This is a genomic window from Arthrobacter sp. UCD-GKA (genome assembly GCF_001863355.1).
Taxonomy (GTDB): Bacteria; Actinomycetota; Actinomycetes; order Actinomycetales; family Micrococcaceae; genus Paeniglutamicibacter.
This window is the reverse complement of the sequence record NZ_MOLR01000005.1, coordinates 299,506-312,058: the sequence shown is the minus strand read 5'-3', so window position 1 is coordinate 312,058 and position 12,553 is coordinate 299,506. Positions and strand designations below refer to the sequence as shown.

Below are 12,553 nucleotides of genomic sequence, written 5' to 3'. Positions count from 1 at the left end.
CGGCCCAGTGTCCCGCCGGCAAAGACCAGCATCATCACGATGCAGGCGCCGAGTTGCAGCCCCCGGTAGTCGGCAGCGCTCTATTTCAGCGTCTTGCACTGGGCGGCGGTCATCTCGCCGCGATCGTCACCCATTCCCGCATGGTTTCACGATTGGAGTGGCCTCCCTCCCGTGAAAAAGCCCCGGGGGCCGGCACGGAACCACTGGTCCGTGCCGGCCCCCGGGGCCTGAAAGCAAGCCGGCTTGCCCGTTGTGGGCCTAGAAGCCCTTGCGCAGCGGATCGAAGTGGCGCGCCACGGACGGCTTTTCCTTGCCGAGGATGCCGGCGGCGATCATCTTGCCGGTCAGCGGGCCAAGGGCCACGCCCCACATGCCGTGTCCGCCGCCAACGTGCACGCGCGGGGAACGGGTGGCGCCGACCAGCGGCATGCCGTCGGCGGTGCAAGGGCGTCCGCCGACCCATTCCTCCTTGCGATTCTCCCAGTTGATGCCCTTGTAGACCGGGGCCGCTGCGGCGACGATGGCCTCGATGCGCTTGGGCTCCAACGGGTGGTTGGCGTCGCGGAACTCCATGGTTCCTGCGATGCGGAAGCGGTCTCCGAGCGGGGTGCAGGCCACGCGCTGGGACGGGAAGTAGATCGGGTGGGTCGGCATGACCTCGGGCTGGACGGTGAAGGAGTAGCCGCGGCCCGCCTGGACGACGACGTTCACGCCGAACTTCTTGGTCATGTCGTTGAGCCAGGCGCCGGTGGCCATGACCACGTGGTCGGCGGTGATCGAACGCCCCTCGGAGCCGATGACGGTGACCGAGCTGCCGTTGTCCCGGATGTCGGTGACGTTGTAGGAACCCACGATGTCGCCGCCGCGGGCGATGACGGACTCGGCAAGGGACTCCATGTACTTCGGCGGGTTCAGGAAGCGCTGGTTCTTGATGGCCACGCCGGCAGCCACGGAATCGGAGAGGGTCGGCTCGATGGCGCGCAGCTCGTCTCCGGTGAGCAGGTCGAACTCGACGTTGCCGCCGGTCTTGCGGATCATGTCGAACTCGTGGAGCAGTCCGTCGCGGTCCTTGAGCGACTTGAAGCCGGTCAGGAACGGGTTGGCCGGCTTGGTCTTCTCGATCACGCCCGGGCCCGCGTTGGTGCCCTCGGCGATCTCGTCGAAGGCGTCGAGCCCGGTGGTGCCGAGCTCGGAGTAGATGCGCATGGCCTCCTGCCACTTCTTCGGGGTGCTGTGCCAGGTGAACCCGATCAGGAAGCGAAGCAGCTTGGCGTTGGCCTTGAGTGGAATGTACAGCGGCGATGCCGGGTCCATCATCATCTTCAGGCCGCTGGAGAAGATGGAGGGTTCCGCGATCGGCAGGGTCAGCGCGGGGGTCAGCCAGCCGGCATTGCCCCACGAAGCGCCGGAGGCCACGCCGCCGCGGTCAACGACCGTGACCTTGACACCTTCTTCCTGCAGGTACCAGGCGGTGGACAGGCCGACGAACCCGGCGCCGACGATGACAACATGCTCAGGCGTCGTTACGCTGGCCATGGTTCACACTCCATTCAAGATTTTTCCAACACTTGGGCTCAACTTTGGCGCGGAATGCGGCGCGAAGCAACGGGACTTCGTTTTTCATCGGTGACGCAGACCACAACACCTTCTTGTTTGCATTAAATGCGGTAAAGGCGATCATTTTTTATTTTTTCTGCGTCGAGTCGTTCGGAGGACGGGTTTCTGACCCGTCATGCGGTGTCTGGCCTCCCTTCATCCTCGATCGAATCGATCACTTGCGCCAGCGCCTGGGCACCGACGGGGCGAAGCCATGCACATCGACCCCGACGTTGATGCCGCGGCCCGAGACCAGGAAGGCATTGTGGACGTGTCCGTGCAGCAACCAGGCCCCCTCGTCACGCAACCGGAACTGCGCATAGCGGTCACCGCCATGGGAGTCCCCCGCGTACGGGAAATGGCTGAGCAACACCTTGCGCCCCGGCGCATTGTTCACCGTGGCGGGGAGCTTGACCCGTGCAAAAGCCTGCACGGAGGCGAAGCCCGCATCGAGGAACTGCCGGAGGTGGCGCTGCGCTCCGATGCGCCCGGGCCAGCAGGCGTCGTGATTGCCGGCCACCAGGTGCTTGGTGCCGTGCAGTTCGGAGACGATCTCGAGCCCGCGGGCCTTGTCACCCAGGGCCCAGTCCCCCAGCACCCAGACGATGTCCGCGGCACCCACCACCTGGTTCCACCTCCGGATGATCTCGGCATCCATGTCGGCGGCGTCGGCAAAGGGCCTGTGGCAGGACTCGATGATGCGGGCATGTCCGAAGTGGGTATCCGAGGTAAACCAGGTGCTTCCCATTGTTTCCGCCTCTTTCCCCGCCACCCGGACGTTTCCGGCGGGTTTCAGCCCGCAGGCCCACTGCGGCCATTTTGGCTCCGTGGCGTGGGTGCCCGCCTTTAGACTATTGACATGTCTTCCGTTGCACCACTGCTCAACTCCACCACACTGATCAGTGAGCTTGTCGGCCCGCTCAGCCTGGATCGCGGGGCGGCCTACGCAAGCCAGGGCAGGGTGCTGGACGTCAACTGGGTCGAGCCCATGGGCATCGTGCGCGCTTCGGTGTTGGGCTCCGGCGGCATGGTCTACCGCACCGCTGTCCACTCCCAGGTGCGCCACGGGCTGCTCATGCCCCAGCTGGGGATCTGCACCTGCCCCGTGGGCTCGAACTGCAAGCACGCGGCGGCCGCGCTTTTCGCCTATATGTGGGACGAGACAAACTACGAGGACCCCGATCCGCGTGCCCCGTGGGAGCGCACGCTGGACTCCCTTATCGGGGACGGCGGTGACCCCGGACAGGAAACCGAGCAGCGCACCCTGGGCATCCAGTTCGAGCTGCGTCCGAAGACCCTGCAGCGCTACCAGGCCTCGGCCATGGCGAAGATCAAGGACGGGAACATTCCGCACACCTCCAAGCTGGAGCTGCTGCTGCGCCCGGTCCAGCTCAACGACAAGGGCCGCTGGGTCTCGGGCAACCTGGCCTGGCAGCATTTCCGCTACACCCGCACCGGCGGCATCCCGACCCTGCCCTTCGACTACTCCTACGACCCGGAGCAGGTCGAGTGGTTCTGCACGCTGCTGCAGCTGAACTCCTTTGTCGCGTGGAACGGGACCCACCTGTCGGCCAGCGATTTCCTGACCCCGATGGTGTGGAACCACCTGACCCGGGCCGCGGCGCTGGGCATCGAACTGCGCGGCCAGTCGGCAAAATCCTCGGTCCGGGTGCACGATCCGGTCGCGGTCCGCACCGACATCGCCTCCGAGGGCAAGAAGCTGCGGATCCGTCCCTCGGTCGATGTGCTGCCGCCGGGCTTCGACAGCGACTTCCTCGGCGCCGTGGCCGACCACGGGGTCTTCTGGTGGGACGCAACCGAGGGCATGAAGAACGTGGACCTGCACCTGGCGCCTTCCCGCTCCAAGCTCCCCTCATTGGTCACGGGCTTGCTGGCCACCGACAAGAAGGTCACCGTCCCGGCCAACGGGCGGGAAAGCTTTGAGCAGCAATACCTGCCCAAGCTCGCCAAGGCCTTCGAGCTCTCCTCCGTCGACCACTCCGTCGAGGTGCCGACCTCGCTTGAACCGGTCATGCTGCTGCGCGTCGAGCACTTCGCCGGCCAGCAGAACCCGGTCCGCAAGCAAAAAAAGGACGAAACCTCGGTCCCGGGCATCAACCTGCATTGGGGCTATTCCTACGGCAACCACCAGGTGCCCCTGGAACTGGTGGCGGGAACCGAACGCAACCCCAAGGCCGAGCTGGCCATGCAACGCGAAGTCGCCGCGGCGATCGCATCCTTCCCCCAGGCCTATGCCGATGCCTTCGCCAATCCGCAACGCAACGTTGCCGCCACCAGGGTCGCGCCGCGCCTGCATGGCGTCGCGGCGGCACGATTCATCACCGATGCGCTGCCGGCATTGCAGGCCGTGGAAAACCTGCGGGTGCACATCGATGGCGAACAGCCGGAGTTCGAGGAACTCACCGCCAACCCGCTGATCACCATCTCGACCGAGAACACCGAAACGAACGATTGGTTCGACCTGGGCGTCGAAGTCGCGATCGACGGCAACAAGGTCCCGTTCACCGAGCTCTTCCAGGCACTGGCGCACGGCGATGAATACCTGATGCTGCCCGACGGCAAGTACTTTGCCCTGGACCGCCCGGAATACGAGCAGCTGCGCCGGCTCATCGAGGAGGCCCGGGCACTGTCGGATGCCACAAGCGACGGCACCATCCGGATTTCCAAGCACCAGGCCTCGCTCTGGGAAGACCTCAAGGACATCGCCACCAACGTCGAGGCGTCGGCCGCGTGGAAACACTCCACCGAGGGACTGAGCAACATCCTCGAGGTCGACCACGCCCCGCTGCCGGCCGGTATCGATGCGACATTGCGCCCCTACCAGCTCGAGGGCTTCGAGTGGCTCTCCTTCCTCTACGACAACGGGCTGGGCGGGGTGCTCGCCGACGACATGGGACTGGGCAAGACGCTGCAGACCCTGGCGCTGATCCAGCACGCCAAGGACAACCACGACGAGTCGACCGGAAAGATGCCGCCGTTCCTGGTGGTGGCCCCGACCTCCGTGGTCTCCAACTGGACCGCCGAGGCGGCACGCTTCGCCCCGAACCTGCGCAGCGTCTACATGACCGAGACCGTGCGCCGCGGCGGGGTCCCCGCCCACGAGATCGCCGCGGAGGTCGACATCATGATCACCTCCTACGGCCTGTTCCGCATCGACCAGGACGAATACGCAGCCACCAGGTTCTCCGGGCTGATCCTGGACGAGGCGCAATTCGTGAAGAATCCCGCCACGCAGGCCTCCAAGCAGGCCCGCGACTTCCCGACGCCCTTCAAGCTCGCGATCACCGGCACCCCCATGGAGAACAACCTCTCCGAGCTCTGGTCGATGTTCGCCATTGCCGCCCCGGGGCTCTTCCCCGCACTCAAGCGCTTTGACGAGACCTACCGCAAGCCCATCGAGAAGGACGGCGACAACGAGGCGCTGGGACGCCTGCGTCGCCGGATCCGCCCGCTGATGCTGCGCCGCACCAAGGAACTGGTGGCCACGGACCTGCCCGAGAAGCACGAGCAGGTCCTGGAACTCGACCTGGCGCCCAAGCACCGGGTCATCTACCAGCGCCACCTGCAGCGCGAACGCCAGAAGGTGCTGGGCATGCTCGAGGACATGGACAAGAACCGCTTCGCGGTGTTCTCCTCGCTGACCAAGCTGCGCCAGCTGGCCCTGGACGCCTCGCTCATCGACGAGGAGTACGCCTCGGTGCCCAGCAGCAAGCTCGACGCCCTGCTCGAGCAGCTCGAGGACCTCACCGCCGAGGGCCACAACGCCCTGGTCTTCAGCCAGTTCACCTCGTTCCTGTCCAAGGCCAGCGACCGGCTGACCGAGGCCGGGATCGAGCACGCCTACCTGGACGGCTCGACCACCAAGCGCGCCAAGGTCATCGAATCCTTCACCTCCGGCAAGGTCAAGGTGTTCCTGATTTCGCTCAAGGCCGGCGGGTTCGGCCTGAACCTCACCCAGGCCGATTACTGCTTCCTCATGGATCCATGGTGGAACCCGGCCTCGGAGAACCAGGCCGTCGACCGTGCGCACCGCATCGGGCAGAAGCGCAACGTCATGGTCTACCGGATGGTTTCCAAGCACACCATCGAGGAAAAGGTCATGGCGCTGAAGGACAAGAAGGCCAAGCTCTTCACCGCTGTCCTCGATGACGATGCGGCCTTTGCCTCGGCGATCAGCGCCGACGACGTTCGCTCGCTCTTCGCGGATTAGCACGGAGCCGGAAGGCACCACCCAAGCAGCACCCAAGATTTTCCAAGCCCAGAGGGGGACGACACCAACATGTCGAAATCGAAATCCGCCGGCAAGCCACGCAGCGGGCACCCGGGACGCAATCCAAGCGCCGGCGCCTCCAAGTTCGAGGACCAGGTCCGCACGGCCATGCGGCCCTACACCGCGCAATTGCGGGCCTTCTTCAACCAGCGCCACACCCCGGACGACTCGGAGGCCGGCATCGAGGGCCTGGTGACCCTGCTGACGGTCCATGCCCGGCTGCGCGGGAAGGTGGCGGTGTCCGAGCTTGACCATGACGCGCTGGCCATCCAGTTCACGGACCTGCGCGAGCTTGGCGACGAGGTCGCCGTCGCGTGCGCCGCCATGCTGCGCGAGTTCATGCTCTTTTTGGCCGAAACCGGCCGTTGGAGCGGAGAGGTGGAGGAATTCAAGGCCGTCTTCGACCTGCTGTCGGCCCAGGGTGGCCAATCCCCCGTTGTGGTCCCCGAGCTTGACGAGGCCAGCGCGGACGAACGCTGGGCCAAGCTGCCGATGGTGGCCACGGCCCGGGCCTTGCTGGCCTGGCTGGGCGAAGGCCGCGAGGTGGCAGAGGACGGATTGCTGCTGCCGACCGACCTGGTTTCGGCCGCCGCGGCCGTCGGGCTCGAGGTCCGCCTGGACCCGGAATCCGAGGTTGCACGGCCGGGTTGGGCGCCCGAGACCGGATCCTCGGTTGCCACATTGGCTCAGCTTCCGAAACTGGGCACCTATTGGGATGCGCTGTTGCGTGCCGGGGTGCTGAGCTTCCAAGAGGGAAGGGCACTTCCCAACCCCGTGGTGGCCGAGGCTTTGAACGCCGATTCGGGATTCAGCGCCCGCGGGGCGAAGGACCTGGTGGCCGAGGGAATCTACGCCCACATCCTGCTCAATGCCGTGGGTCCGGATGCGGACCACACCGTCACGCAGATGGCCGCCGCGTTGCTGGCCAAGGCCGGATCGGCGAATCCCCCGCGCACCGAGGCAGCCTTTTCGATTCCCGCGCCCGGGGAGCTGGAGCCGGAACAGGCCCACCTGCAGCCGCTCTTCGCAAAGACCGTGCCGGCCGCCGAGGCCCTGCTGCGTGCCGCCGAGGCCGAGGGACTCGTGCGCATCGGCAAGCACATCCGCGTGCCGCGCGTGCTTCGTGCCCCGCTGGAACGTGCGCTGACCCGCGTGGCCGAAGAGGTCTTGTCCTAGGTTCCAATGCTTAACTCCGTGGGGCGGTGAAGATGCCTGGCATCCTCACCGCCCCACGGCGTTTTTGCTTCGGACTTGGCCGGACGTCTAGATGCTGGTGGTTGCCACGTCGATGTCGAGGCGCGGCAAGCGATCGAACCACGGGTTCTCTCCCGGGGCGCCCACGTTGACGATCAGGAACGCGTGGTTGGACGAATCCGCGTTGATGACCGAATCCACTCCGGCAGCGTCGAAGCCGCCCATCGGGCCGGCGTGCAGCCCGGCGGCGCGAACGGCCATGATGAAGTAGCCGGCCTGCATCCAAGCGTTGTTCTTGGCGATTTCGGCGCGCGAGGCGGCGTCCTGGTCGAACATGGCCTTGCGCTCGGGAGCGTGGGGGAAGAACACCGGGAACTGTTCGTGCCAGTCGGCGTCGTAGCTAAGCACCGCAAGCGCCGGGGCGGCCAGGGACTTGGCCCGGTTCCCTTCCATCATCTTGGCGACGACTGCCTCGCGGGCCTCGGCGCTCTTGACCCAGGTGATGCGCAGCGGCTGGTTGTTCATCATCGTCGGGCCCATTTTGGTGAGCTCGTAGATGGCATCGAGAGCCTCGTCGGCGACGGCTTCCTCGGAGAAGGTGTTGGCGGTGCGGGCTTCAAGGAAAAGCTTGTCTGCGGTGTCGGCATCGATCGACAGCTGGTCGTACACGGTTGCGGCGGTTTCAACGCTCATCTGGGGTGTTCTCCTTGCGGTTCTTCGGCGGTTTCCTACCAGAGAGAACCGCCACGGCCACGGGGAGCATTCCCCCGGGGCCTGTGAAGCGCGTCACCCGCCGGGCCTAATCACCGGTAAATCGGGGCAACCAAGCGCTTAAACATCAGCACGCCCGACGACGCCGATGGTGGCTTCTCTTGGGGTAGAAGCGACCGAGGAACCTACAATGCCAAATGCTCCTTGGGGGAAAGCATTTGACGCGATTCCTGTGGCGCGAACCAACTTGGGGGCTCGGTTCGCGGGGCTGGCGTCGTCTGGCGTGCTGGAAATGGGATCTGGAAACGCCACTCGCAAAACGTTCCTAGTTCCCATCAATCGGCTATTCCGCCGATGTAGTACCTACTCTATCCACTCGGGCGAGCGCTGCACATTAGACCTTTGACCATACTTGGTGAGGTAACCTCACAATTGGCCCGAGGCTTCGGAGGTGTCCTCGGGAGCCTTGAGGTCTTGGTCGATGGTGGTGGCCGGAAGTTCGGCACGCACCACCCAATCGTCGCGGACTCGCTTGGCGGAGAGGGTGCCGCCGAAGGCCGCCATCCGGTCGGACATGCCGACGATGCCGGAGCTGTGCCCGCCAATGTCGAAGCCTTGGTCCATGACGTGGCGGGGTAGCGAGTTGGCGATTTCCAGCCATACCCGGTCCCCGACCACGAGTGCCTCAATGCGGCATGCGGCATGCGGCTCCGCATGCTTGACGATATTCGTCGTGGATTCCTGCAGAACCCTATACAGCGCGGCCTGCGCGGACTGCGGCAAGCCGGCAAGCCTCGGATCGGCCATGGTCTTCGTCGGATGGCCGAGGTCAATCAGCCTCTCGGCAAACACCTCGACACCGATGAGGATCTCCAGGCTGCTGGCTGCATTTCCCGCGGAGTCAACGAGCGATCCGTCCACGCGGGTCGCTGGCCCGTCCGATCGCAGGACGTTGAGCATGACGCGGAGGTCCTGCAGCGCTTCCTTCGAGGTGTTTCCGATGACCTTGAGTGCGGCCTGGGCGACGGCGGGGTCCCCCGAAAAACCTGCGGCCTTGGCCTGCATGGAAATCACGGTGATGTCATGGGCGACGATGTCATGCAGGTCCCTGGCGATGGCCTTGCGCTCGGCCTCCACGGCTTCTTGCTGCTTGCGGCGCAGATCCTCTATGCGCTTCCTGTCCGATTCACGCTGTTCTTGGTACTTCCGTGCAAACAGTGCCACGAAATATGCGATTGCGATCAGTGGCACGAGGAGAATCAAGAAACCTACGTCGTAGGACCGTACGACGACGATCGAGATTGCCCAAAGGAGCGTGACGCAAAGATAACGGAAGGAAAATTTTCGTGTCTGCGTCAGTGTGACCAAACCGAGGAGCAGTGGTACGACGAGCAGCGAGAAGAGATATGCGCCAGTGACAAGTGCCAAAATCATGGCAAGAACCGAAACAACGACCGCTGCCCTTGCACGGAACCACAAGAGCCCAAGGGACAGAGCGAAAAACACACTGACGATAGTCGCAGCTGCGCGTTCTAGAAATCTGCCAGGGTCACCCTCGCCGATCAAAGTCACGATGTCAGTAACAAGTAGCAGGGCCACGATCCCGCTGGCAATGAGAAGAATCGTCCGCCCCAGCGGGGTGGACGATCTGACATCAGTGGCAGGCACTAAAGATGAACGGGTCATGGCCCCATTCTCCTCGATGTCAGGGCTCACTGACGTGAGCCCTGACATTTACGAAGGGCTAACGACCACATAGAGCGCCGAGGTTACGGCAAACCCAATCATTGAATGCATCGGAGGCACCAGCAGGCGATGCCACCGGGTATGAGATGCTTTTGGATATGGGTCCTGAGACAACGGCAGCCTGTGCAGGGATGGCGGCCGGCAGCAACAGGGCCGCGGACATGGTTACAGCAGCGAAGATACGAGTTTTACGAGTCATGTTGCTCATTCTTGCACTTATTCCCATAAGTCAACAGGTGTTTTCCCAAAAGTTCATGTTGTTATCCATCAAAGACGCTGAATACCCAAAAGATCACTAGACTCAAGACTGTGACCGACATCCGAGTTCTTGTGGTTGATAATGAACCACTCATGCGCCAAGCCCTCAAGATCATCCTTGAAGCCGCCCCGGGGTTTCAGTGGCTTGGAGAAGCGACTAACGGCATTGAAGCCGTCGACTTCTGCGTGGGCAACAACCCGGATGTAATCCTCATGGACATGCAAATGCCCCGCATGGACGGCGTTGAAGCAACCAGCATCATCACCACAAATTACCCGGGCATTGGCGTACTTGCCATCACCGCTTTTTCCTCGGAAGAATACCTGGTCCCGGCTCTTCGCGCAGGAGCCGCTGGTTACTTGGTCAAGGACGCCGAGCCCACGGAAATCCTCGCAGCCATTCAGGCAGTACAAGACGGAAGCGCGGCTATCTCCGCGTCGGTGTCGCAGGACCTTATTCGCGCAATTCGCGAGGCCCACGATGTGAAGCCCAGCAGTTCCATCGGGCCGAACCCCATGGCATTGTCCGAGCGGGAGCAGGAAGTTCTCCAACTACTCGCACGGGGCAGAAACAATCCGGAGATGGCCGCAGAATTGCATATTTCCGAGGCAACCGTGAAAGCCCACCTGAGTCGAGTCATGGCAAAATTCGGCGTTCGCGACAGGGTCCAGGCCCTGATTCGGGCCGCGCAGTACGGTCTGGTCGAGCTTCATATGGACTAACCATTCGGCGAACGGCGCTGGGGTGCTTCGAGCGCTTCACCACCAACGCCTTGTGCGGTTCCGAATCCGACGCCTGTACCGTACGCAGGGGGCTTACCTTTATCTGGAAAACCTTGTAGTTTTTCCTCAGGTGAACCCCAATCCATAGATTCTCAAAGTTTCGCAAATTTGGTGGTGAATACCACCTTTCTTGTTGGTCGCCCCCTGCTACCCCTTAGGCTCGGAAAATGACAACCGAACAGACAAAGACGAGTACATCGCCGCGTGTACACCGGTGGGTCTTCTGGCCCGCGGCCATCATCACCATTGTTTTTGCCACGTTCGCCATGACCATGCCCGGTACGGCAGAGTCCTTCTTCTCATCCATCCAGACGAAGATCATCGGATACTTCAACTGGTACTACGTCCTGATTGCAACGGGCTTTGTGGTGTTCAGCCTCTGGCTGGGATTCGGGAAATTCGGCGAGATCAAGCTCGGCAAGGACGAAGACGAACCGGAATTCTCCCTCGGTTCCTGGTTCTCGCTGCTCTTTGCCGCAGGGATGGGCATCGGCCTGGTTTTCTACGGCGTCTCCGAGCCGCTGAGCCACTTTGCCTCACCCAAGCCCGGTGCTTCGGGGTCCCCGGCAGATCTTGCCCAGCAGGCCCAGGCCCAAACGTTCCTGCACTGGGGCGTCCATGCGTGGTCGATCTACGTTGTCATCGGACTGGCCCTGGCCTATGCGATCCACCGGCGAGGCCGACCCATTTCGATCCGCTGGACCCTCGAACCATTGCTGGGTCGCAAGGTCCATGGCGGCCTCGGCAACCTCATTGACGTTGTAGCCCTGGTTGGCACGATCTTCGGTGTGGCCACCTCGCTGGGCTTGGGCGTCCTGCAGATCAGTGCCGGCCTGGAAAGCGCCGGCATGTTCAAGGCTTCCCAGTTCGTCGACCTCGTCATCATTGCCGTCGTCACCTGCATGGTGCTCTTCTCCGTGCTTTCGGGCGTTGGCAAGGGCATGAAGTGGCTCTCGAACACCAACCTGATCTTGGCCGGGGTGTTCGTCGCCTTCCTGCTGATTGTTGGTCCCACGCAATTCCTTCTGCGCAACTTCGTGCAGTCGATCGGCAACTACCTGCAAAACTTCCTTGCCATGTCCTTCAACGTCAGTGCCTTCACCGGTGCCGAAGGCGAAGCCTGGCAGGGCATGTGGACCACGTTCTACTGGGGCTGGTGGATTTCCTGGGCCCCGTTCGTGGGCATCTTCATCGCCAGGATCTCCCGCGGCCGCACGGTGCGCCAGTTCGTTGGCGGAGTCATCCTGGTCCCGACGGTTGTCACCATGCTGTGGTTCGCCGTCCTGGGCGGAACCGCGATCTACGGCCAGCTGCAAGGCACCGGGAACCTCGTGGCTGAGGACCGTTCGATCGACACCGAAGGCGCCTTGTTCGCCATGCTGGACACCTTGCCGGCCGGTTCCGTGCTGACGATCGGGGCAATCATCATGATTGTCATCTTCTTCGTCACCTCGGCCGACTCGGGGGCACTGGTCATGGGCATGATCGCCACCGGCGGAGACGTGGAACCAAAGAACTGGATCCGCATCTTCTTCACACTGGCCACCTCCCTGCTGGCCGCTTCACTGCTCCTGTCCGGAGGCCTCGAAGCGCTCAAGACCGCAGCCATCGTCATCGCGTTGCCCTTCAGCATTGTCTTGATCATGATCTGCTGGGCGACGTACCGGGCGTTCTCCCGCGAAGTGAAGGTCTACGAGAAGGCCCGTCGGATGGCGTTCGTGGACCACATCGGTGACTTCTACGGGTTGGAAGTTGAAGGCCCTAACCGGGATTCGCAGCTGCTCAATCTCCAGAACCTGACGGCAAGGCTGCGCCGGGCCGTTCCCCAGGGTCGTCGAGCCGATGCCACGGTTCCGGCTCTCTCGGTTGGCGCGGCAGCTGTCCATGGCGCAGACGCACCCAAGACCGATGGCGGACAGCCCGGAGTGCAACCCAAGTCCACCGACTAACACGCACGGCAAACGAACGTGGGGT

General features: G+C 63.3%; 9 protein-coding genes. 4 read left to right on the top strand and 5 right to left on the bottom strand.

The window, feature by feature from the left end; all coding sequences use genetic code 11:
- Positions 1-258: 258 nt before the first annotated feature.
- From BLJ79_RS10940 to BLJ79_RS10935, 3 genes are all read right to left on the bottom strand, one after another.
- Positions 259-1,536: an NAD(P)/FAD-dependent oxidoreductase gene (locus BLJ79_RS10940; protein ID WP_071214761.1), complete on the bottom strand. Its 1,278-nt coding sequence runs from the start codon at positions 1,534-1,536 to the stop codon at positions 259-261.
- Positions 1,514-1,681, bottom strand: coding sequence for a hypothetical protein (locus tag BLJ79_RS23360; protein WP_175475460.1), 168 nt, complete (start codon positions 1,679-1,681; stop codon positions 1,514-1,516). The genes BLJ79_RS10940 and BLJ79_RS23360 overlap by 23 nt, the downstream gene beginning before the upstream one ends.
- A 90-nt stretch (positions 1,682-1,771) precedes the next feature.
- Positions 1,772-2,344 carry a metallophosphoesterase family protein gene (locus BLJ79_RS10935; RefSeq protein WP_071214760.1) on the bottom strand — a complete coding sequence of 191 codons (573 nt, stop codon included), beginning with the start codon at positions 2,342-2,344 and terminating at the stop codon, positions 1,772-1,774.
- A gap of 111 nt (positions 2,345-2,455) precedes the next feature.
- On the opposite strand from BLJ79_RS10935, the gene BLJ79_RS10930 reads away from it, so the two are divergent.
- Together BLJ79_RS10930 and BLJ79_RS10925 are read left to right on the top strand one after the other, a co-directional pair.
- Positions 2,456-5,827: a DEAD/DEAH box helicase gene (locus tag BLJ79_RS10930; RefSeq protein ID WP_071214759.1), complete on the top strand. Its 3,372-nt coding sequence runs from the start codon at positions 2,456-2,458 to the stop codon at positions 5,825-5,827.
- Positions 5,828-5,896: 69 nt separating this feature from the next.
- A complete protein-coding gene (locus BLJ79_RS10925) occupies positions 5,897-7,063 on the top strand; it encodes a hypothetical protein (RefSeq protein WP_071214758.1) in 1,167 nt (388 codons plus the stop codon).
- Between the two features lie 87 nt (positions 7,064-7,150).
- Here BLJ79_RS10925 and BLJ79_RS10920 read toward each other — a convergent pair whose 3' ends face one another.
- Together BLJ79_RS10920 and BLJ79_RS22405 are read right to left on the bottom strand one after the other, a co-directional pair.
- Positions 7,151-7,774: a malonic semialdehyde reductase gene (locus BLJ79_RS10920; RefSeq protein WP_071214757.1), complete on the bottom strand. Its 624-nt coding sequence runs from the start codon at positions 7,772-7,774 to the stop codon at positions 7,151-7,153.
- Positions 7,775-8,218: 444 nt separating this feature from the next.
- Complete coding sequence (locus BLJ79_RS22405; RefSeq protein WP_175475459.1) at positions 8,219-9,478, bottom strand: sensor histidine kinase; 1,260 nt, start codon at positions 9,476-9,478, stop codon at positions 8,219-8,221.
- A gap of 369 nt (positions 9,479-9,847) precedes the next feature.
- Between BLJ79_RS22405 and BLJ79_RS10910 the strand changes: the two genes are divergently transcribed.
- Positions 9,848-10,519, top strand: a complete 672-nt coding sequence (locus tag BLJ79_RS10910; protein ID WP_139194827.1) for a response regulator — start codon at positions 9,848-9,850, stop codon at positions 10,517-10,519.
- 227 nt (positions 10,520-10,746) lie between these two features.
- Positions 10,747-12,528 (top strand): BCCT family transporter, encoded by a 1,782-nt coding sequence (locus BLJ79_RS10905; protein ID WP_083411205.1) that lies wholly within the window; start codon positions 10,747-10,749, stop codon positions 12,526-12,528.
- The last annotated feature ends 25 nt before the right edge of the window (positions 12,529-12,553 follow it).

Bases quoted from the DNA above. Each gene is read 5' to 3' on its own strand.
- BLJ79_RS10930 (WP_071214759.1), top strand. From the start codon at position 2,456: ATGTCTTCCGTTGCACCACTGCTCAACTCCACCACACTGATCAGTGAG.
- BLJ79_RS23360 (WP_175475460.1), bottom strand. From the start codon at position 1,681: ATGATCGCCTTTACCGCATTTAATGCAAACAAGAAGGTGTTGTGGTCT.
- BLJ79_RS10935 (WP_071214760.1), bottom strand. From the start codon at position 2,344: ATGGGAAGCACCTGGTTTACCTCGGATACCCACTTCGGACATGCCCGC.
- BLJ79_RS10925 (WP_071214758.1), top strand. From the start codon at position 5,897: ATGTCGAAATCGAAATCCGCCGGCAAGCCACGCAGCGGGCACCCGGGA.
- BLJ79_RS10920 (WP_071214757.1), bottom strand. From the start codon at position 7,774: ATGAGCGTTGAAACCGCCGCAACCGTGTACGACCAGCTGTCGATCGAT.
- BLJ79_RS10905 (WP_083411205.1), top strand. From the start codon at position 10,747: ATGACAACCGAACAGACAAAGACGAGTACATCGCCGCGTGTACACCGG.
- BLJ79_RS22405 (WP_175475459.1), bottom strand. From the start codon at position 9,478: ATGACCCGTTCATCTTTAGTGCCTGCCACTGATGTCAGATCGTCCACC.
- BLJ79_RS10940 (WP_071214761.1), bottom strand. From the start codon at position 1,536: ATGGCCAGCGTAACGACGCCTGAGCATGTTGTCATCGTCGGCGCCGGG.